19 protein-coding genes and 1 tRNA gene are annotated in these 20,185 nt (G+C 60.8%); 15 read left to right on the top strand and 5 right to left on the bottom strand.

Going from position 1 to position 20,185, the window contains the following annotated elements; translation table 11 throughout:
- Positions 1-72: 72 nt before the first annotated feature.
- Positions 73-1,311 carry a multidrug effflux MFS transporter gene (locus FHS06_RS00615; RefSeq protein ID WP_167044056.1) on the bottom strand — a complete coding sequence of 413 codons (1,239 nt, stop codon included), beginning with the start codon at positions 1,309-1,311 and terminating at the stop codon, positions 73-75.
- Positions 1,312-1,379: 68 nt separating this feature from the next.
- Here FHS06_RS00615 and FHS06_RS00610 point away from each other — a divergent pair, with 68 nt between their 5' ends.
- From FHS06_RS00610 to FHS06_RS00590, 5 genes are all read left to right on the top strand, one after another.
- Positions 1,380-1,835, top strand: coding sequence for a MarR family winged helix-turn-helix transcriptional regulator (locus FHS06_RS00610; protein ID WP_167044053.1), 456 nt, complete (start codon positions 1,380-1,382; stop codon positions 1,833-1,835).
- Positions 1,836-1,950: 115 nt separating this feature from the next.
- Positions 1,951-3,582 (top strand): xylulokinase, encoded by a 1,632-nt coding sequence (locus FHS06_RS00605; protein WP_243845229.1) that lies wholly within the window; start codon positions 1,951-1,953, stop codon positions 3,580-3,582.
- On the top strand, positions 3,579-4,598 hold the full coding sequence (locus FHS06_RS00600; RefSeq protein WP_167044050.1) for a LacI family DNA-binding transcriptional regulator: 1,020 nt from the start codon (positions 3,579-3,581) through the stop codon (positions 4,596-4,598). The genes FHS06_RS00605 and FHS06_RS00600 overlap by 4 nt, the downstream gene beginning before the upstream one ends.
- Before the next feature lie 86 nt (positions 4,599-4,684).
- Positions 4,685-6,196 (top strand): L-arabinose isomerase, encoded by a 1,512-nt coding sequence (gene araA / locus FHS06_RS00595; protein WP_167044047.1) that lies wholly within the window; start codon positions 4,685-4,687, stop codon positions 6,194-6,196.
- A gap of 2 nt (positions 6,197-6,198) precedes the next feature.
- Positions 6,199-7,146, top strand: a complete 948-nt coding sequence (locus FHS06_RS00590) for an aldose 1-epimerase family protein (protein WP_167044044.1) — start codon at positions 6,199-6,201, stop codon at positions 7,144-7,146.
- A gap of 4 nt (positions 7,147-7,150) precedes the next feature.
- Here FHS06_RS00590 and FHS06_RS00585 read toward each other — a convergent pair whose 3' ends face one another.
- Positions 7,151-7,564 carry a DUF4383 domain-containing protein gene (locus FHS06_RS00585; RefSeq protein ID WP_167044041.1) on the bottom strand — a complete coding sequence of 138 codons (414 nt, stop codon included), beginning with the start codon at positions 7,562-7,564 and terminating at the stop codon, positions 7,151-7,153.
- 199 nt (positions 7,565-7,763) lie between these two features.
- Complete coding sequence (locus tag FHS06_RS00580; RefSeq protein WP_167044038.1) at positions 7,764-7,961, bottom strand: hypothetical protein; 198 nt, start codon at positions 7,959-7,961, stop codon at positions 7,764-7,766.
- Positions 7,962-8,176: 215 nt separating this feature from the next.
- On the opposite strand from FHS06_RS00580, the gene FHS06_RS00575 reads away from it, so the two are divergent.
- Genes FHS06_RS00575 through FHS06_RS14265 form a run of 3 tightly spaced genes read left to right on the top strand, consistent with a single transcriptional unit; the run spans position 8,177 to position 10,306 of the window.
- Complete coding sequence (locus FHS06_RS00575; protein WP_167044035.1) at positions 8,177-8,785, top strand: asparagine synthase; 609 nt, start codon at positions 8,177-8,179, stop codon at positions 8,783-8,785.
- Between the two features lie 10 nt (positions 8,786-8,795).
- Positions 8,796-9,161, top strand: a complete 366-nt coding sequence (locus tag FHS06_RS00570) for a Rieske (2Fe-2S) protein (protein ID WP_167044031.1) — start codon at positions 8,796-8,798, stop codon at positions 9,159-9,161.
- Positions 9,158-10,306, top strand: coding sequence for an FAD-dependent oxidoreductase (locus FHS06_RS14265; RefSeq protein ID WP_167044028.1), 1,149 nt, complete (start codon positions 9,158-9,160; stop codon positions 10,304-10,306). Before FHS06_RS00570 ends, FHS06_RS14265 begins: the two co-directional genes overlap by 4 nt.
- 7 nt (positions 10,307-10,313) lie before the next feature.
- Here the strand turns inward: FHS06_RS14265 and FHS06_RS00560 are convergent, their stop codons facing one another.
- Entirely contained in the window at positions 10,314-11,174 is an 861-nt protein-coding gene (locus tag FHS06_RS00560) for an oxygenase MpaB family protein (RefSeq protein WP_167044025.1), read from the bottom strand.
- Between the two features lie 142 nt (positions 11,175-11,316).
- Here FHS06_RS00560 and FHS06_RS00555 point away from each other — a divergent pair.
- The 7 genes from FHS06_RS00555 to FHS06_RS00525 all read left to right on the top strand — a co-directional run bounded on the left by FHS06_RS00555 (position 11,317) and on the right by FHS06_RS00525 (position 19,692).
- Positions 11,317-11,389, top strand: a tRNA-Arg gene (locus FHS06_RS00555).
- A 173-nt stretch (positions 11,390-11,562) separates the two neighbouring features.
- On the top strand, positions 11,563-12,654 hold the full coding sequence (locus FHS06_RS00550; protein ID WP_310734769.1) for a LacI family DNA-binding transcriptional regulator: 1,092 nt from the start codon (positions 11,563-11,565) through the stop codon (positions 12,652-12,654).
- Positions 12,655-12,788: 134 nt separating this feature from the next.
- Positions 12,789-14,090 (top strand): ABC transporter substrate-binding protein, encoded by a 1,302-nt coding sequence (locus FHS06_RS00545; protein WP_167044022.1) that lies wholly within the window; start codon positions 12,789-12,791, stop codon positions 14,088-14,090.
- Positions 14,091-14,145: 55 nt separating this feature from the next.
- Complete coding sequence (locus tag FHS06_RS00540; protein ID WP_167044019.1) at positions 14,146-15,132, top strand: carbohydrate ABC transporter permease; 987 nt, start codon at positions 14,146-14,148, stop codon at positions 15,130-15,132.
- On the top strand, positions 15,132-16,019 hold the full coding sequence (locus FHS06_RS00535) for a carbohydrate ABC transporter permease (protein WP_167047686.1): 888 nt from the start codon (positions 15,132-15,134) through the stop codon (positions 16,017-16,019). The genes FHS06_RS00540 and FHS06_RS00535 overlap by 1 nt, the downstream gene beginning before the upstream one ends.
- Positions 16,019-18,253 carry an alpha-xylosidase gene (gene yicI, locus FHS06_RS00530; RefSeq protein WP_167044016.1) on the top strand — a complete coding sequence of 745 codons (2,235 nt, stop codon included), beginning with the start codon at positions 16,019-16,021 and terminating at the stop codon, positions 18,251-18,253. The genes FHS06_RS00535 and yicI overlap by 1 nt, the downstream gene beginning before the upstream one ends.
- Positions 18,253-19,692 carry a glycoside hydrolase family 1 protein gene (locus FHS06_RS00525; RefSeq protein ID WP_167044013.1) on the top strand — a complete coding sequence of 480 codons (1,440 nt, stop codon included), beginning with the start codon at positions 18,253-18,255 and terminating at the stop codon, positions 19,690-19,692. The genes yicI and FHS06_RS00525 overlap by 1 nt, the downstream gene beginning before the upstream one ends.
- Here FHS06_RS00525 and FHS06_RS00520 read toward each other — a convergent pair.
- The gene (locus FHS06_RS00520; RefSeq protein ID WP_167044010.1) at positions 19,681-20,118 is read right to left on the bottom strand and encodes a MarR family winged helix-turn-helix transcriptional regulator; all 438 of its coding nucleotides are present in this window, start codon (positions 20,116-20,118) and stop codon (positions 19,681-19,683) included. The two genes, FHS06_RS00525 and FHS06_RS00520, sit on opposite strands and share 12 nt — an antisense overlap.
- Between the last annotated feature and the right edge of the window lie 67 nt (positions 20,119-20,185).

Below are 20,185 nucleotides of genomic sequence, written 5' to 3'. Positions count from 1 at the left end.
CGCGCAGCCTCTTCGTCCCGTGAGCTTCGGCCCGTGAGCGCAGTCGTTGATCTGGCTCCAACGGCGTCACAGTCACGGCCGCGCTGGAGCGCCTCGCCGAGCGACCAGAAGCGAGACGCTCGCGATAACCGCGCAGGTGATCATGACGATCGCAAGCGGAGTTACCGTCATCGTGCCACCGAGGCTGACGAGCGGTGACACGACGGCCGCGAGGCCGAACTGCAGCGCACCAAGAAAAGCAGACCCGAGGCCGGAAGCGTGAGGGACGGTTTCAAGTGCGAGCGATGTGCCGTTTCCGAGCACGAATCCAAGACTTGCGACCGCGACGAACAGCGGCACCGCGAGCCAAATCACCGGAGCATCACTCACGGCAACGAGTGCGAAGGCGATCGTCGCGAGGGTGAGTACGGCGATGCCGCCCGTAAGCAGAGCCTGCACTGATCGGGTGGCCGCAAGCTTCGCTGAGATCGCGCTCGTGATGACGAGTGCCAACGCGTTCATGCCAAAGCACATGGCGTACTGCAGGGCGCTCATTCCCATCATGTCTTGGTAGACGAACGGCGACGCGGAGATATAGGCCATCATGACGGCGAATGCGAATCCGAAAGTCGCCGTGAAGCCGATGTACTTCCGCGTACGCAGCTCTGTGAAAGGCGAGTTGCCAGCGTTGATGTGAGCGCGACGCTGGTGGCGGGCGTGCTGCGGGAAAGACTCTTTCAGGACGACGATGATGGCCACGAGCATGAGGATCGAAAGGCCCAAGATGACGGCGAGAATGCCGCGCCAGCCGAGCGGTCCGACCAAGAAGCCACCCACCAGTGGGGCGATGACGGGTGCGACGCCGCCGACGATCATCATGAGACTGAATGCGCGTGCTGCAGCTTTGCCCGAACTGACGTCCGAGATGATCGCCCGGCCGATCACCATGCCGGCGGCCGCTCCGAGACCCTGAACGAGCCGCGCGATGATCAAGACTCCGACGGTCGGCGCGAACACAGCCACGACGGATGCTGCGACACAGAGCACCGACCCGATGATGAGTGGAGGCATCCGCCCGAATCGATCGGAGAGGGGGCCGAAGATGAGCTGCCCGAGCGTGATGCCGACGAGGAACGCGGTGAGCGTGAACTGCACGAGGGTTGCTGTCGTGTCGAGATCGACGACCATCCCCGGGAACGCAGGCAGGTACAGATCGGTCGCGAACGGGGCGATTGCCGAGAGTAGCGCCAGCACAAGAAGTACCGGAACGCTCACCTTCGAGGCAGTTGTTACCGGCGGCGATGTGAGGGTCGTGGCAGTCGCCGTAGACATTGTTCTCCCGTGAGTAAATAATGATTATGTAACCATAACTATAACGGAAGTTCGCGTAGCATGGCGCTGTGGCCACAAACGATGACGATCTCGCGGAGCTTGCCGAGACGATCCTGCGGATCGGTCGCGAGATCGAACCGCGCGGCTCTCATGTTCCGGGGATCGTGTCGTTGACGGGCACTGAAATTACGACGTTGCGGTGGATCCAGCGGCACCCGCGCACGACACCGAGTGCTATCGCCGAGGGAACGGCGCTCCGGCGGAGCAATCTCAGTGTTGCGCTGCGCGGACTCGAGTCGCACGGTCTCGTTGTCCGCCGACACGACGACGCGGATTCGCGTCTCGTGCGCATCGAGCTCACCGATCTTGCCCACGAGACAAGCGCCAAAATTCGCGAATATCTGGCACAGCGGATGCTGTCGGCCTTGGGTGGCAGTCGAGAAGATCTCGGTGCAGCAAAACGCTTCGTCGAGCGCATTGACGAGGGGCTCCGTGTGAAGAGCTCTCATGGGTTCGGAGACTAACTCGAGCTGGGATCGATTACTCGGTTTGTGACCGGTAACATCTATGCCAGCGGTGAAATGGCCGTGTGGATGGTAATGCCGGGCGGTGGTGCGCGGTCAAGGACGGAGCGGTTCTATGAGTGACCAGTCAGCAGAAAACGTGGCCGATGCGATGAGCGTTTTGAAGGATGCTCTCGTGGCCGGGCGCACGTCGCTCGGGATCGAGCTTGGCTCGACGCGCATCAAGGCGTGCCTCGTACTGACCGATGACCCCACGCAGGTAGTGGCGACAGGCAGTCACGAATGGGAAAACCAGTTCGTCGATCGCACCTGGACCTACTCGCTCGAAGACGTGTGGAGCGGGGTGCAAGCCGCATACTCGGCGCTGAGTGCCAGCATCCGCGAAAGCTTCGGAGTCACTGTCGAGTCGTTCGACGCGATAGGCATCTCGGCGATGATGCACGGTTACCTCGCCTTCGATGCTGAAGATCGCCTGCTCACACCATTTCGTACGTGGCGAAACACCAGCACTGGGCAGGCAGCGACGGAGCTGACCGATCTGTTCGGCGTCAATATCCCGCTGCGGTGGTCGATCGCACACTTGCATCAGGCTGTGCGTGACGAAGAAGCACACGTCGCTGAGGTGCGCACCCTCACGACGCTCGCGGGTTACGTGCATTGGCGTCTGACGGGCAGCAAGGTTCTCGGCGTCGGTGACGCGTCGGGAGTCTTCCCTATTGACCCCGCGACAAAGACTTACGATGCCAAACTTCGTGAAAGTTACGACAGTCTCGTTGCCGACCGGCACCCGGGGTTCCGTCTTTCGGAGGTGCTGCCCAGCGTTCTTGTTGCGGGCGAACAAGCCGGAAACCTGACGAGCGAAGGTGCAGCGCTGCTCGACCCCGCTGGAGTGCTGCGGGCAGGGATTGCGTTCTGCCCGCCCGAGGGAGATGCCGGAACCGGCATGGTCGCCACGTGCGCTGTCGCCCCGCGCACGGGTAACGTGAGCGCCGGAACCAGCATCTTCTCAATGGTGGTCTTGGAGCGTTCGCTCACCCAGGTTCACGACGAACTCGATGTCGTGACGACCCCCGCGGGGGACCCCGTCGCGATGGTGCACTGCAATAACGGCGCAAGCGAGCTTTCGGCATGGGTGCGCCTTTTTGCTGACTTCGCGTCAGTGTCGGGTCAAAAGCTCGACGCGGATGCCGTTTTTGAAACCCTCTTCACTCAGGCGCTCTCCGGCGAAACTGACGCCGGTGGACTGCTCGCCTACAACCATCTCTCCGGCGAGCCGATCGCTGGCCTCTCGGAGGGGCGACCGATGGTTGTCCGCACCCCCGACAGCACGCTGTCGCTGCCAAACTTCATGCGTGCCCAGATCTACGGTGTCTTCGCGACGCTCGCTCTCGGCATGCGCGTTCTCGCTGAGGAAGGCGTGAAGATTGACGCGATGTACGCGCACGGTGGGCTCTTCAAAACTGCGGGTGTTGCCCAGCGCATGCTTGCTGGCGCTATCGATGCTCCTGTCGCTGTCGCTGAGACGGCAGGCGAAGGTGGTGCCTGGGGTATCGCTGTTCTGGCCGCATACACAGTCAAGGCCGATGGGCGCGAACTCGGGGACTATCTGTCGGGCGCAGTGTTCGGCGACTCGGCGTTCGCAGTTGTCGAGCCGAGCGTTGACGATGTATCCGGTTTTGCTCGCTATCTCGAGCGCTACCGCGCTGGCCTTGCTGCCGAGCGTGCGGCGGTAGAAGCCCTCGCGTGACCGACGCTCAACCGCCCGAAACCGCACCGGCAGCCCGCCAAAAAGTTGGTGTCCGCGAGGTGGCGGCGGTGGCGGGGGTGTCGGCGCAAACAGTCTCTCGGGTGCTGAACAATCATCCGAGCATTCGGGATGAGACGCGTCAGCGCGTGCTCGGGGCGATGACGACGCTCAACTACCGAGTGAACAACGCGGCGCGCGCTCTCGGTACTCGTGAGTCTCGAACGCTCGGAATCGTGGCATCTGACACAGCGCTTTACGGCCCCGCGGTAGGGATAGCGGCCGTTGAGGCTGCGGCGCGCACCGCCGGGCGGTGGGTTGCGACGACCTACGCCGATGCGACCGACGAGGCGTCGGTCGATGACGCGCTCAACCACTTGCTCGGGCAGGGCGTTGACGGCATTGTTCTGGTGGCACTTCGCGCGGGAGCACGTCACGTGCTCGAAGAGCGTGCCGCAGGCATCCCCGTTGTCGAGCTGCACGGGGGTGCGGGGCAACAGGTGCAGCACGACGCAGCAGCGCTCACCGTTGAACACCTGGTGTCGCTGGGTCATCGCCGTATCGCGCGGCTCGGGGGCCCGGTTAGCTGGGTCGAAGAGTCGGCACGAGCGGCGGGATTCACAGCGGCCCTCGCCACTCACGGACTCACATGTGTTCGGGAGTGGCGAGGAAACTGGGCCGCAGCCGATGGCGCCGAGTGCGCCGCTGAGGTTGCGACGGCAGTCCGCCATTCCGATGGGCCCACGGCGATCGTCGTGGCAAACGATCAGATGGCTCTCGGTCTCATCACCGGTTTGCGCGAGGCGGGTGTGCGAGTGCCCGAGGACCTCAGCATCATCGGTTTTGACGATAACCCGGATGCCGCCTACTACCGCCCAGCGTTGACCACTATCCGGGTGGACGTTGTCGCCGAGGCGAGTCGCTGTGTGGCTGATGTTTTGGGGCTTGCCGCGTCGGCGTCTTTGCAAGTACCCGTGCTGATTGAGCGCGATTCGACGGCGAGCCGCGACCGATCCTGATCGCCACAGGTAGCGTTCGAACCATGTGACCGGTAACATATTGACGGCGTCGGCGCATCGATGCGCCCCCGAGACAAGGAAGACAAATGAGTCGCACTCCGCTTTCCACATCCCTTGACGGCTATGAGATCTGGTTCGTCACTGGCAGCCAAAATCTCTACGGCGAAGAGACGCTTCGTCAGGTAGCTGAGCAGTCTCAGGCTGTTGCGGAGGGTCTTAGCGGACTTCCGGTGAATGTGGTGTGGCAGCCCGTCTTGAAGGATGCGGACAGCATCCGTCGTCTCGCTCTCGATGTGAACGCGCGCGACAACGTCATCGGCGTGATCGCGTGGATGCACACGTTCAGCCCGGCCAAGATGTGGATCTCGGGCCTCGACGCGCTTCGGAAGCCCCTGTTGCACCTGCACACGCAGGCGAACGTCGAGCTGCCGTGGAGCGAGATCGACTTCGACTTCATGAACCTCAACCAGGCCGCTCACGGTGATCGTGAATTCGGCTACATCCAGTCACGCCTTGGCATTGCACGGAAGACTGTTGTCGGCCACGTGTCGAATCCCGCCGTGCTGCAGCAGGTTGAAGACTGGCAGCGCGCGAGTGCCGGGTGGGCGGCGTCACGCAGCCTCAAGCTCGCGCGCTTCGGTGACAACATGCGCTACGTCGCGGTGACCGAGGGCGACAAGACCGAGGCCGAGCTGCGCTTCGGTGTGCAGGTCAACACATGGGGCGTCAACGAGTTGGCGGATGCCGTCGCTCAGGCAGAATCCGCTGACATCGACGCGCTTGTCGCGGAATATGCCGAGCTCTACGACGTGCAGCCTGAGCTGTTGCCGGGCGGCGAGCGTCACCAGTCGCTGCGCGACGGTGCCGCTATCGAACTGGGCCTGCGTTCATTCCTCGAAGAGGGCGGCTTCGGCGCCTTCACGACGTCGTTCGAAGACCTGGGCTCGCTCAAGCAGCTGCCGGGTCTCGCGGTGCAGCGCCTCATGGCAGAGGGCTACGGTTTCGGTGCCGAGGGTGACTGGAAGACGGCCATTCTCGTGCGCATCGCGAACGTGATGGGTTCGGGCCTTCCCGGAGGTGCGAGCCTCATGGAGGACTACACCTACGATCTCGTTCCCGGAGCCGAGAGAATCCTCGGCGCTCACATGCTCGAAGTGGCTCCCTCGCTTTCGAGCCAGAAGGCCAAACTTGAAATTCACCCGCTCGGTATCGGTGGAAAAGAAGACCCGGTGCGCCTTGTCTTCACAGCTGACCCGGGCCCGGCGCTCGTTGTCGCCATGAGCGACATGCGCGACCGGTTCCGTCTCGTCGCCAATGTTGTCGAAAACGTCGAATCGCCCGATCTGCCGAAGCTTCCCGTGGGTCGCGCGGTGTGGCAGCCCGAGCCCAACTTCGCAACGAGCACCGCGTGCTGGCTCGCAGCCGGCGCCGCACACCACACGGTGATGACTACCGCCGTTGGTATTGACGTGTTCCGTGACTTCGCCGAGATTGCCAAGACCGAGCTTGTCGTTATCGACAACGAAACGACGGTACGTGGCTTTCAGCAGGAACTGCGCTGGAATGCTGCCTACTACCGTCTCGCGCAGGGGATCTAACTATGGCGCGAACGCCACGTTCCGGCACCCAGCACGTGCTGCGTGCGGGCGACTACGAAGCTGCGATTTCAAGTGTTGGGGCGTCACTTCGGAGCCTCACCGTCGACGGTCGCGATCTTGTTGTGCCGTTCGATGCCGACGAGGTGCGGCCCGGGTATCGCGGAGCAACGCTTGCGCCGTGGCCAAACCGCATCGTCGACGGTCAGTACTCGTTCGGCGGCGTCGACTATCAGGTGCCGTTGACCGAACCGACACGGTCGCACGCATTGCATGGGCTCGCGTCATGGCTTGATTTCGAGCCAATCGACAAGAGCAACAATCATGTGGTTCTGGTAGGCATCATCGAGCCGCAAGACGGGTTCCCGTGGCGCGTGCGCGTCGCGACGGAGTTCACTCTGGATGCCTCGGGCCTTAGGCAGCGCGTCGTTGCAACGAACCTCGACACCGTAGCCGTGCCGTGGGGTACGGGTCCGCACCCGTACCTGCTTGCAGGCCCGGGTGCGCTCGACACGTGGTCGCTCCAGCTGCCAGCTTCGCAGGTGCTGGAGGTGACTGAGCCGCGTTTGAGCCCGGTGGATCTGGCTTCGGTCGAGGTCGACGCCGAAAGGTTCGACTTCCGGGTGGCCCGCCGGATTGGCACCGCCGAGATAGACCACGCGTTCACTGAGCTTTCGCGCGATGAGGCGGGTGTGGCATCCGTCGTCGTCACCGACCCGTTTGGTTCGGGAGTGCAGATGACGTGGGATGCCGCGTGCCCATGGGTTCAGGTGCACACCGCCGATCTTCCCGGTGGACGTGCGAATCCGCGCAACAGGCTCGGGCTCGCTGTCGAACCTATGACGTGCGCACCAGACGCGTTCAACGCCGCTTCTTATAGTTACGACGCAGGGCTCGTTGTCATCGAACCAGGTGAGAGCCACGAAGCATCGTGGCGCATAGCTTCGGTTTAGTTGTTCACGCTGGATCGCGAAGGGCTCGCACACGCTTGTCGGCGCTGAGCGCGATCGCGATGAGAAAAAGTGCCGTCACTATGTGTACGAGGTGGCCGGGTGTGTTTGTCGCGAGAACGTTGGCCGGCGTGCCGTCGACGAAGAATCCCCAAATCCCCACGCCCAGGTAAACGGCACCCGCGATGAAGTTTGTGACCTTCGCGGCGAGCACAGAAACAAGCCCGGCGAGCAAGAGAACTGCTCCAGCGATGAGATTCACGATGTTTTGAAGTGGATTTACATCAAAGATTCCGAGCACGACACCGCCCTGTGGCGCGGCGAACCCGATGTGACCCGTAGCTGTGAAACCCATAAGGCCCGCCACAATATAGATGGCGCCAGCCAGAATCGCCATCATTCGGTTCGGGGATGAGCTCACGTCAGATCTCCGTTGTCAGGGTTTCGCCAAAATAACTCGCTCTTGGTCTTTGGGATCGCGCTGGGCTTTGAGTGGCCGTTGCGCCCATACACCGTTGTGATGAGGAGAAAACGAAGGCCCCAGCTGGGGGACCGGGGCCTTCGCCGCTCGGCCGTAAAGCCGGGCATAGCCTCACCTGGGGTGAGGCAGCTTGGAGGGACTAGTTGTCGCGAAGATCTTCTTTGATCTCGTTGCGCTTTTCGACCGAATCTTTTTCAGATTCAGCCTTTTTGAGGTTGGCGTCAGCTTTTGCTTCGTCGACTTTGTCGCCGGTACGATCGGCCGCGTCGTCGAAGGCATCCTTCATTTTGCGTCCGGCGGTTTCGGCGGTTTCTTTAGCGTCATCGATGAATCCCACGATGTGCTCCTCTCCTGAAATATATTATTTGAACATACGAGCAACGCTTTTGGCCAAGATGGGGGTTGCGAAAGCGCAATCCGGTTGCTAGAGCTGAGCGACTGAGTCTCCGACGGGCCGCGAACATCGCCCCGCTTTCGTTGTTGCCACGAGAACTCCCGTGTGAGTACCGGGGGGAGCGAGAGGCCGGTAGTCTCGAAGTAGGGGGTTCAGCAGTGGCAAACAGTGCACGTGATGAACCCGCAAAGCGCCCGAAGCTTACCGAGGTGGTCGAAGAAGGCCTCTATATTGCTGCGGCAGCGACGCGGCTGCTGCTGAAGAATCGCATTCTGGTCGAGGTGATCGCTGGCGGCGAAGACTTCGAGATCGAGCACTTCAAGCCGCAGGCTCGCGAGGCGCTTATTTCGCTCGCCGTTGAAGCCGAGACCGATGCTGATCGTACTCACCGCGAGAAGAAGCTCGCCAGTCGGCGCTTCAGCGACAGTGACGGAACTCACGACTATCGCAGTCGCGATGTGCGTAATCTTCGGCGGCGACGGCGTCAGTCGCTCAAGATCGCCAAGGCGCTGCGTGAGCGAGCCGATGACGATGCCGAACTCGCTGAGCTCGTCGAGGCAGCGCGTGAAGCCGCGTGGGCGGAGGTGTCGCGCAACATTGACAGCACGCTTCGGATTGAAGCTGCGCGTCCTGATCTCGAGCCTGACTACGGCAAAATGCGCGCGGCTCGAATGCAGAGCCTGCGTCTTGTTGATCTTCCGAGGTTGTCGGCCCGGAAGCGGCACATGGAATCGGCCCGCCAGTCGGAGGCTAGCGAGGAAAGCTAGCATGAAGCGCATGACTGATGGCACTGGGGATGCAAAGACAGCGGCAGGGATTGTTGTTGCACATGTGGGCGACATTGAAGACGGCACGGGCCTGAAGGTCCTACGTGAGCTCACCGGAACGATCGATGACATTGCCGTGTTCAATGACGGCGACAGCTACTTCGCCCTCGACAACACGTGCACTCATGAGAAAACAGATCTGGCCGACGGCTGGGTTGAAGACGGATGCGTCGAATGCCCGCTTCACGGTGCGACTTTTCGTCTGGGTGACGGTGACGCGCTCAGTGCGCCTGCCCCAACCGGGGTCGCTTCGCACAGCGTGCGGGTGGAGGGCGACGACGTCGTGCTGGTTCCCAACCCCGCGCGTTTGGCGTGAGCATCCGAGAGCCCGGTGACGTACTCATCGTCGGTGGCGGCATCGCGGGAGTCACGACAGCAACAAGCCTCCGTGAGGGCGGTTTTCACGGCGGGATAACGCTCGTTGAGGCGACGCCCGCGTGCACCGATCATCCACCGCTGTCGAAGCGGGCTCTTGTCGAAGGCGCCACTCGAGGAGAACTCGATCTGCTGACGAAAGAACGCGCGGCGGCGCTAAACGTGGAGGTCGTGGTCGGGGTTGAGGTCGTCAGTGTCGACGCGTCGGCACACACTGTTTTGCTCGCAGATGGTCGCGTGATGACCGCTGAAGCAATTGTGGTGGCTGTCGGTGCCGAGCCGAAGCATCCTGTCGGCTACGGCGACCACCCGCGGGTGATGACCTTGCGCGGCTACGACGATGCGATGGCAATCCGCGCAGTTGCGGGCGCGCACAGCACCGTGGTTGTTGGTGGTGGCGGATTCATCGGCGCGGAGGCCGCGGCATCGTTGCGCGAGAGTGGATCGCGTGTGGTGCTTGTGGACCCGCACGAGGTGCCGGGTAGCCACGTGCTGGGCGACACCCTGGCACGCTGGTTGCACGCGATGCACTCCGAGCAGGGGGTAGAGGTGCGCCACACTCGGATCGACGCCGTTGTGAGCGATGCTCATGATGACAACGCCCCAATGCAGGTAGCCCTCGGCGACGGCAGCACCGTGGCCGCAGATCTGGTCGTGGTGGGTGTGGGCGTGACACCCCGTGTGATGCCGGGTGCCGAGCGGCTCGTGGCGCCGTTCGGCATATCAATTGAGGCTTCAGACCATTGGGATGCCGCACGGCTCGACGGCATGGACGCGGCAGCTCTCTTGCTGGGCACAACTCCAGCGCTGCGCGGAACTCCTTGGTTTTGGACTGACCGCTACGGTCACCACATCGAAGTCGTCGGTGACCTCGCGAACGCTGGGCTGACGGGGGCGGCGATAGACATCATTCGTGCGGGTACCGCCGTTTTTCGGGTCGACGGAGACCTGCTTTTGGGAGCTGCCTCCATCGATGACCCGATGACGGTGCGCGCTGCTCGTCGAATCATCGATCGAGGCGTTCGGGTTGATCGCGATGTGCTCGCCGACCCATCCGTGTCGCTCCGAAGAATGCTGCGGGGCTGAGCGGTCGCTACGCCTTCGCGCGCACCTTGCGGTACGGGTGCGCCGTGGCGTGGTCGATGCCGGCATCCACGAGATCTTGCAGCGACTTGTTCTTCGACGCGATCGCGAGAAATTTCGCCGTCATTCGCTGCGCGCGCGCAAGGCGGCGCTCGGTGCGGTTTTCAACTCCATAGATCTGGCGAGCCCACAGGGGGAGGAGTGACAGGATGCCGTCGAGCACAGTGCGCGATAGCCAGTTAGCGAATGGGTTCCGACCCTTTTCGGGGTGGCGCACCCCGAGTGCTGCTTGAGCGCCGAGGTAGTTGAGTGCTTTGGTCTTCTTGCCCTCATCGATGAAGGCGTCGAGCTCTTCCTTCGTTTCGGGGTGCGGCCCCGGCACGTGCAGCTTCTCGGCAATGAGCTGCTGCTCTTTTACGAACTTGTCTTGATCGGCCTTGCTGATTTTCATGCCGAACTTGAGTGCACCTTCGAGTGAGCCCCACACAAAGGTGTACATCGTCCACCGCTGCCACTCGGGCCATTTGGCGACCTCAACGTCACCGGTTTCGGGATTTGTCCAGGTGGCACGCTCGTGGAGTCGATCAACGTGTTCTGTGGCTGCATCGACGTGCGCCTTGTCGCCGAAGGCGCAGGTCATGATGAAGTCGCCCGTGCGCTGGAAGCGCGCTTGGCCTGCTTCGGGGCTTTCGGATGTGACCGAGACATGGTCGAAGTGGTTGAGCATCCCCGTGTCGAGGGCCTGCAGCAGTACCGACGCTACGGCACCGAGTGAGGCACCCGAGTGTGAGTAGACCTTCCAAGTGGCGCTTCCGGGACCGAAATATCCGTTGTCGGAGCGAGCAGCATCCTTTGATGTCCGAGCATTCATTCGTATACCCCCAGGTATGACGTGGTCGAGGTAGCACTACTCTTCCACACGAGGCTATCCGGCCTCGATTAGTGTGATCGGCCGTGTGTGGGGTATTCTGGACGACGGCTTGCGCGGTGCTGAAAAGTGCAAAACAAGCCATGCGCCTCTAGCTCAATGGATAGAGCATCTGACTACGGATCAGAAGGTTGGGGGTTCGAGTCCCTCGAGGCGCACACTGTGTTGAGACAGTGAATGACGAAAGCCCCGGATTTTTCCGGGGCTTTCGTCATTTTCATATCCACATCCGGTTGCGGTCCCGCCCGATTCGCCCGGCGGGTAGTCCGCGACGAGCAGGGATTGCGGTTCAGGTGAGAATTTGTTGCATGGAACCACAAATTAGTTGCGTGTGACACTGACGTCTTCTATATTCAATGTCGAAGCGTTTCGCGAAGCGCTTCGAAACTCAACGACGAGCGGGGTAAGCGTGGTCACGATCAACGAGGTAGCCAGAGAAGCGGGCGTGTCGATAAGTACCGTTTCTTACGCCCTGAGCGGTAAGCGATCCGTTGCCCTCGAGACTCGCCAGCGCATCGAGGCAGCAGTCGCACGCCTTGAGTACAGTCCCAACGCGAGCGCGCGGATGCTCGCCGGACGCCGAACGAACATATTTGCTGTTACCGAGCCGATGCGCAGCGACACCCATATTCCTACGCACATGGCTTTCGTGCTCGCCACAGCGGTCGCGGCACGTCGGCATGACTACGACATATTGCTATTGACCGAGGAGCAAGCTCGACTCGGAATGAGCCGGGTTGCGTCGACTGGTCTCGCTGACGGGATCCTCGTGCTCGACGTTGCACCTAATGACGACCGCGTCGCGCTGGCTCGCAGTATTAAGACGCCGACGGTCTTCATCGGTGTTCCTGATGATCACGACGGTCTACTCTGCGTCGACCTCGATTTTGAGTCTGCCGCGCGCGAAGCCGTTGACAGGTTAGCCGACCTTGGACACACGCGCATTGGGCTCCTTGGCATGACGGAAACGGCGTACGAGACATCGAACTTCGCTCCGCGCGTACGTTCTGCGGCACTCGCGCGGGCCGCGGAACGAGGAGTGCAGATTGAATTTCGCACCACAGGACACATCCAGACAGACCGCACGGGCACTCGCGCAGCTCTTGTGGAGCTCCAAAAGGCCGGTGTCAGTGCGCTGATGTTTCACTGCACACAGGAAGCGCAGAGTGTCGTGGTTGGCGAGCTCCTCGACCAGCAAGTACAGGTTCCCTACGACATTTCGCTCATTTCGGTGGCTGCATCGTTCGACATTGATGAGCTGCCACTTCCGATCGATGTGATCCCGCTGGTGCCGGCGGAGTCGTGCGAGCTCGCTGTTGAGTTGCTTCTTTCTTCTTTGAGTGATGAACCACCAGAACCAGGGCTCCGGCTGATTCCGCCTCGATACGCTCCTCGCGGCACCGTCGGGCCGCGAATCGCTTAAAACCGTACCGAGCACCATGTGCGCGCGGATGTGGGCGACGCCCGCTATCGAAGCGTTTCGACAACTTTCTTACCAACACCCCGCAACCCGAACCGCCGAAACCGGCCTCGGTCACTAGGAAAGGAGTGCCAAAGATGGCACGTTTCACCCACACAGCAAAGAGAACCGGAGCGGTGGTCGCAAGCATCGCAGCCGTCGGTCTCGTCGCCTCAGGATGCTCAGGATCCGGAGGTAGCGACCCGGAAGTTCTGCGGCTCTGGCATTACGAGAGCGCGGACAGTGCCATGGGGCTGGCCTGGGAACGCGCGATCGAGGTCTTCGAGGAGGAGACCGGCGCGACGGTCGAATTCGAAGAAAAGTCGTTCGAGCAAATTCAGAAGACGGCGAGCCAAGTGCTCGACACGAGCGCCGCCCCCGATCTGATGGAATTCAACAAGGGCAATGCCACGGCCGGGTTCCTCGCGAGTACCGGGCTGATCACCGACATCGACGACGCGGTCGAAGAGTACGGGTGGGCTGACATGCTCGCACCGTCGTTGCAGACGACTGCTAAGTACGCCGACGATGGTGTCATGGGTGGTGACACCTGGTTCGGCGTTCCCAACTACGGCGAGTTTGTGGGGGTCTACTACAACCTCGACGTGTTCGCGGAAGCGGGGCTTGAGGTCCCCACGACCTACGACGAGTTTGTGAGTGTGCTCGACGCCTTCGCGGCAGACGGGGTTACCCCCTTAGCTGAGGCTGGCGCTGAGTATCCGCTCGGCCAAATCTGGTACCAGCTCGCTCTCTCAAAGGGCGACCGTCAGTTCGTGAATGACTACCAGCTTTACGAGAACCCGGTCGACTGGCAGGGCCCCGAGATGACTTACGCCACCGACACTCTGCAGGAATATGTCGACAAGGGCTACATAGCGAGCGACGTTTCTTCGATCAAGGCCGAAGACGCGGGTGTTTCCTTCATCAACGGCACATCGCCGATCTTCGTTTCCGGCTCGTGGTGGTTCGGTCGGTTTGTAAATGAAGCTGAGTTTGACTGGACGCTGCAAGCCTTCCCGGGCACCGAGTTGTCGCTCGGCTCTTCGGGCAACCTTTGGGTCGTACCGGAAAATGCTTCCAATAAAGAACTCGCCTACGAGTTCATCGACATCACGATGCGCCCTGAGATTCAGGCGATCATCGGCAACAACGGGGGCCTGCCAGTCGCGGCAAATCCTGCGGATATCACTGACGAGAAGAGCGCGGCTCTCATCGACACGTTCAACGGCGTGCTCGATATGGATGCGCTCTCGTTCTACCCCGACTGGCCAGCCCCCGGCTTCTACGACGTGATCGTGCAGGAACTACAGGGTCTCGTGACCGGTGTCCAAGATTCGGAAACCACGAACGCCAATCTCGGCGAAGCGTATGAGGAAGGAACCGCGGAATACCGCGACTGATCGTGCAGGTGTGGGGGCGGTGCGTTCCGCCCCCACACCTCCGAGGAGGGTAGCTATGACTGACACACGAGCAACTACGACGGAGCGTCGCGGGCGGCGCCGCCATGCCACGGTCCATCCTGACGAACCCGCGATTCCGCAGCGCTCCGGTAGCTCGGGCAGCTATTGGGTATACCTCCTGCCCGGATTCGCGCTGTTGTTCGTGGTTATTCTCGTTCCCCTCCTGTGGAACATCTTTTTGACGTTCACGTCGTGGAAAGGCGTCGGCACGCCAGAGTTCATCGGCCTTGAGAACTGGCAGCGCCTCGTGGAAGACGAAGACTTTTGGGTCTCGTTCGCGAATTCAATTTGGATGGTCCTGGCGATGGTGGTCCTGCCCACTGTGATCGGGCTGGTCGTTGCCGCGGCCCTATTCGACGTGATTGGTCGCAAATACAGCGGCAAACTCGGCAGCTTTCTGCGCGCGACCTACTACCTTCCCCAGATCCTTCCCGTCGCAGTCGCCGGAATCGTGATCGGCTGGATTGTCCGACCAGGTGACGACGGCGCGCTCAACCAGATTCTTGGATTTTTCGGCGCCAGCCCGGTCGACTGGCTCGGTCAGATGCCTTCGGCTCTGATCGTGCTGATGGCGGTGCTGGTCTGGGTCCAGATCGGCTACCCGGTTGTCGTATTCATGGCTGCGCTGCAGCGCGTCGATCCAGAGCTTTACGAAGCAGCAGAATTGGATGGCGCTAACTGGCTCCAACGGTTCAGCGCGATCACCGTAAGCATCATTCGTCCCGAGATTTTCGTGGTGACGCTCACCTGCACGATCGCTGCGCTGAAGGTCTTCGGCCCGGTATACGTGATCACTCAAGGTGGACCAGCTGGAGCGACTCTGGTGCCAGCGTATTACGCGTACACCGAGTTCTTCACTCGTCGTGATGTCGGATACGGCGCGACGATCGCGACGGTCTTAACCATCGTCGTCGTCATCGTCTCGATCATCTTCATTCGCGTGCAAAACGCGGCAGAGCGTAAGGAAAGGGCAGGTCTGTGATGAGTGCAACGACCGCCATTGTCACACGAGGAAAGAAAAGCTCGATCAGGCGAGGAGGGATGAGTAAACCGCGCGGGGTGGACTGGCTCGTGCTGGCGCTCATCGCCCTCGGTGCGCTCCTTGTGATCGCACCGTTTTATCTGATCTTGGTCAACTCCTTCAAGTCTCCCGTTGACTACGCGAACTCGGGTCCGCTGGCGCTGCCGCAGAGCATCGACTTGAGCGGCCTCACGGCGTTCTGGGAACGAGTAAATTTTCCAGAGAAACTATGGAACTCGATTTTCATCTCGAGTTTGGTAGCCGCCTTGGCGGTGCTGATCTCACTGCTTAATGCTTTCGCGATCGGTATCGGCCGAGTGCGTGGGCGATCGTGGATCGTTTTGCTGTTTCTGATGGCGAACCTGCTGCCGCAGGAAGCCCTACTCTTCCCGTTGTATTACATGTTCAAAGAAATAGGTCTTTACGACAATATTTGGTCGGTGATCATTATTTTCACCGTGATCCAAGCTGCGTTCGGCACCTACCTCCTTTCGTCGGTGTTCGGTACTTTCCCGAAAGAAATACTCGAGGCCGCCTCGTTGGATGGGGCAACACGCTGGCAGATTCTGTGGCGCGTCGTGTTCCCGATCAGTCGACCGACACTGTCGGTTCTCCTCATCTTTTTCTTCATCTGGACGTGGAACGAGTTTCTCATTCCGCTGACCTTTCTCGCATCCAATGCCAACCAGACGGTGCCCGTGGCGATTAGCGTTCTTCAGGGCGACCGGCTCATGGACGTCACGACCACGAGTGCGTCAGCGCTTTTGGGCATCATCCCCACACTCATCTTCTTCCTCATCTTCCAGCGCACTCTTACGCGCGGCATCACGGCAGGAGCGGTCAAGTAATGAAGTTCACCGATGGTTTTTGGCAGACACGTCCGGGCGTCACCGCCCTCTATGCGCAAGAGGCATACGACGTGTGGGCAACGGACGATACGCCGGACGGAAGCGGTCTCGTCGTGACCGCGCCCGCTGCGGTCATCCACGGACGCGGCGACACGTTGAATCGACCCGTTTTAACCACCACACTCTCCTCTCCGGCCGAGGGGGTGGTGCGGGTGCGAGTCACTCATCATGCTGGAAGTAAGTGGCACGGCGGTTTTGAACTCCCGGGCGCTGTGACCGGCGTCGCCGAGACATCGATCGATGAGACCGCGGCGGTTCTCTCGACCGGATCTCTCAGCGTGCGTGTGGGCCGTAGCGGCCCGTGGTCGCTCGATTTCGAGGTAGACGGGCGTCGGGTCACTGGTAGCGGGCACAAGTCGGAGGGGTACATCCAGGTTGCACCCGACGCTCAGGTGGATCCCGGACGGGTGGGTACACAGCGGGATGGTGCCAACGTTGCGCTGGCGCCATCCTACGTACACGAGCAGCTCGAACTTGGTATCGGCGAACTCGTCTACGGTCTTGGTGAGCGGTTCGGCCCCCTCGTGAAGAACGGTCAGTCCGTGGATGTGTGGAACGCCGACGGCGGAACTTCCAGTGAACAGGCCTACAAGAATGTGCCGTTTTACCTGACCAACCGAGGTTATGGCGTGCTTGTTAACGACACCGGGCACGTTTCTTTCGAGATTGGTTCTGAGGCCGTCGAACGAGTGCAATTTTCGGTGGAGGGGGAGGCGCTCGAGTATTTCGTTTTCGCGGGCCCCACTCCGAAAGATGTATTGGCGCGCTACACCTCGCTCACGGGGCGGCCCCCCGTCGTTCCTGCGTGGTCTTATGGGCTTTGGTTATCGACGAGTTTTACGACTGATTATGACGAAGCGACTGTCAGCTCGTTCATCGATGAGATGGCCACTCGCGAGCTTCCAGTTTCGGTCTTCCACTTCGACTGCTTCTGGATGCGCGAGTTCAATTGGTGTGACTTCGAATGGGACCCGCGTGTTTTTCCTGATCCGACGGGAATGCTTGCGCGCCTGCATGAAAAAGACCTCAAGGTCTGTGTGTGGATCAATCCCTACATTGGACAGCGCTCGCCGTTGTTCTCGGAAGCTGCCGCTCACGGGTACTTGGTAACGAGAGCTGACGGCTCGGTCTGGCAGTGGGACATGTGGCAAGCCGGAATGGGGCTAGTAGATTTCACGAACCCAGAAGCGACAGCCTGGTACCAGTCCAAGCTGCGTGCCTTGGTAGACCAAGGTGTCGACTGCTTCAAAACAGATTTCGGTGAGCGTATTCCGACCGATGTGACGTGGGCCGATGGGTCCGACCCGATGCGCATGCACAACCAATATGCTCAGCTCTACAACAAAGCCGTGTACGACGTGCTCGCAGCGGCCAAGGGTGCGAACGAGGCAGTGCTGTTTGCGCGTTCTGCAACTGCTGGTGGACAGACCATGCCGGTGCACTGGGGTGGCGACAGTACATCGAGCTTTGTCTCGATGGCCGAAACTCTCCGCGGGGGGCTTTCGCTTGCCTTCAGCGGTTTCGCATATTGGAGTCACGACATCGGCGGGTTCGAAGGGACTCCGGATGCCGCCGTGTACAAGCGCTGGACGGCTTTCGGGTTACTGGGGAGTCACTCTCGCTTCCACGGTTCGAGCAGCTACCGGGTGCCGTGGCAATTCGACGAGGAAGCGGTAGAAGTCACGCGGGTATTCACACGCTTGAAAATGCGTTTGATGCCCTACCTGTACCGGCTCGGGATCGAAGCAGCCGAAACCGGGGCCCCGATCATGCGACCAATGCAGTTGGAGTTTCCGAACGATCCGAGTGCGGATCATCTCGACCGGCAGTACATGCTGGGATCTGAGCTACTGGTCGCACCCGTCTTCTCGACGGAGGGGGAGGTGAATTTCTATTTGCCCGCTGGTATCTGGACGAACGTGCTAACGGGCGAGGAAGTGACCGGTGGTGCTTGGCGCACCGAGAAGCACAGTTTCACCAGCATCCCGTTGTACGCACGTCCCGGCGCTGTCATCCCGTGGGGCGCGCGCGATGACAGGCCCGACTACGACTACCTTGATGGACTCAGATTGCGTGTCTTTTCCGGCAAAGAGGGCGAGCGTACTGTACGTGTCACGACGCCCGATGGGCGCACCGAGACGCTGAAGGTAAACCTGGACGAGGTGACGCGCTGATGAACGCAACCATTACGGGAGCCGTCGACTACCGAGATTCCGGACTTGTGTTTCCGCCCGGGTTCACCTTCGGGTCGGCAACTGCGGCTTATCAGGTGGAAGGGGCGGCAAATGAAGATGGACGTGCGGCCTCGATCTGGGACACCTTCAGTAAGACACCCGGAAAAGTATGGAACGGAGATAGCGGTGACGTTGCTTGTGACCACTATCACCGCTGGGAGAGCGACCTCGATCTCATGGCCGATATGGGGCTGGGGGCATATCGTTTCTCAATTGCGTGGCCTCGGGTAGTTCCCACTGGTCGCGGCGCGGTCAACGCGAAAGGAATCGACTTCTATTCTCGCCTGGTCGACGGGTTACGAGAGCGTGGTATCCGTCCCGTCGCCACCCTTTATCACTGGGATCTTCCACAGGCTCTCGAAGATGAAGGAGGCTGGGCGAACCGTGCGACATCTGACGCCTTCGAAGAATATGCCGCGATCATGGGTGAAGCTCTAGGCGACCGGGTGCATACCTGGACCACGTTGAATGAGCCGTGGTGCTCGGCGTACCTCGGTTATGGACAGGGCGGGCATGCGCCCGGTCGGCATGAGCCTGCCGCAGCGTTGACAGCGGTGCACCACCTGAACCTGGCGCACGGGCGTGCCGTTCAGGCTTTGCGGGCCACCTCCACGGGAACACCGGACTATTCGATCACACTCAATTTTCATGTACTGCGTGGGGTCGGTGAGAATTCTGGCGAAGCGGTGCGCCGAATAGACGCACTCGCAAATCGCGCGTTCACACACCCGCTACTGAAAGGCGAGTACCCCGAAGATCTGATGGCAGACACGGCCGATGTGACCGATTGGTCATTCGTCGCCGATGGTGATCTCAAGACGATAAACCAACCCATTGATGTCTTGGGCGTGAACTACTACTCGACGGCGACTGTGCAGATGTGGGACGGTAGTTCTCCTCGCCAGCAAAACGACGGACATAAGGGCGCCGCAGGCGGCACAGCGTGGCCAGGAAGCGACACTGTCGTCGAGTTCATGGAACAGCCCGGGCCCTACACCGAGATGGGGTGGAACATCGCTCCCGACGGCCTCGAAGAGCTGTTGGTTTCGCTTGGTGAACAGTTCCCGAATCAACCTCTGATGGTCACTGAGAATGGCGCTGCGTTCGCTGACGTGGTGTCATCCGATGGCTCAATACACGATGACGAACGACTCGATTATCTGCGCCGCCACTTCACTGCCGCTCATCGTGCGATTGATCGTGGCGTCGATCTGCGCGGGTATTTCGTGTGGTCGCTGCTCGACAACTTCGAATGGGGCTTTGGGTACGCAAAGCGGTTTGGAATCGTCCGTGTCGACTTCCAGAGTCTTGAACGCACGCTGAAAGACAGCGGTAAGTGGTACGCGCAACTCGCGCGCACCGGCATGCTACCCGGGTGATCGATCGCGCAGCTTCGACGTCAAATCCAAGAGCGTTTGCAGATCGTCATCACATAAACGCGACATCCGTTCGGCGATCGAGCGCCCGTGTTCGGCGGCGAGCTTGCGGAATCGCGCTGCACCATCCTCGGTTGCGTGCACGAGAGCACCGCGGCGGTCTTCGGGATCCTCGCATTTGGTGATGAGTCCGCGCGTCACCATGCGGTCGACAAGTCGAGAGACGCTCGGCTGACTGACGAGCATGTTGGATGTAATGTCACGCAGTCGTGCGGTCATTTCTGGGCTGCGCGTGACGGTGAGAAGCACGTCGTATTCGGGTTGGCTGAGAGCCGAGTCGGCGAAGTCGGAGCTGAGTTCGCCGAAAACCTCGTGCTGCGCGCGAAACAGGCTCTCCCACGCGGCGATAGCGAGGCGTCGGTCAGTCATGCCGACAAGAGTATCTGCGCCCAAGGGTGTTCGGGGCGAACAACCCGCTCGCAAAAGCTGTCAAAGG

Origin of the sequence: Microbacterium halimionae (assembly GCF_011761265.1) — a bacterium.
GTDB lineage: Bacteria > Actinomycetota > Actinomycetes > Actinomycetales > Microbacteriaceae > Microbacterium > Microbacterium halimionae.
Note: the sequence above shows the minus strand (reverse complement) of the source record. Positions and strands in the feature narration are given on the sequence as shown.

Coding starts and splice junctions, on each gene's coding strand:
- yicI (WP_167044016.1), top strand. CDS start 16,019: ATGAAGTTCACCGATGGTTTTTGGCAGACACGTCCGGGCGTCACCGCC.
- FHS06_RS00560 (WP_167044025.1), bottom strand. CDS start 11,174: ATGAATGCTCGGACATCAAAGGATGCTGCTCGCTCCGACAACGGATAT.
- FHS06_RS00535 (WP_167047686.1), top strand. CDS start 15,132: ATGAGTGCAACGACCGCCATTGTCACACGAGGAAAGAAAAGCTCGATC.
- FHS06_RS00615 (WP_167044056.1), bottom strand. CDS start 1,311: ATGTCTACGGCGACTGCCACGACCCTCACATCGCCGCCGGTAACAACT.
- FHS06_RS00540 (WP_167044019.1), top strand. CDS start 14,146: ATGACTGACACACGAGCAACTACGACGGAGCGTCGCGGGCGGCGCCGC.
- araA (WP_167044047.1), top strand. CDS start 4,685: ATGAGTCGCACTCCGCTTTCCACATCCCTTGACGGCTATGAGATCTGG.
- FHS06_RS00525 (WP_167044013.1), top strand. CDS start 18,253: ATGAACGCAACCATTACGGGAGCCGTCGACTACCGAGATTCCGGACTT.
- FHS06_RS00570 (WP_167044031.1), top strand. CDS start 8,796: ATGACTGATGGCACTGGGGATGCAAAGACAGCGGCAGGGATTGTTGTT.
- FHS06_RS00590 (WP_167044044.1), top strand. CDS start 6,199: ATGGCGCGAACGCCACGTTCCGGCACCCAGCACGTGCTGCGTGCGGGC.
- FHS06_RS00520 (WP_167044010.1), bottom strand. CDS start 20,118: ATGACTGACCGACGCCTCGCTATCGCCGCGTGGGAGAGCCTGTTTCGC.
- FHS06_RS00545 (WP_167044022.1), top strand. CDS start 12,789: ATGGCACGTTTCACCCACACAGCAAAGAGAACCGGAGCGGTGGTCGCA.
- FHS06_RS00605 (WP_243845229.1), top strand. CDS start 1,951: ATGAGTGACCAGTCAGCAGAAAACGTGGCCGATGCGATGAGCGTTTTG.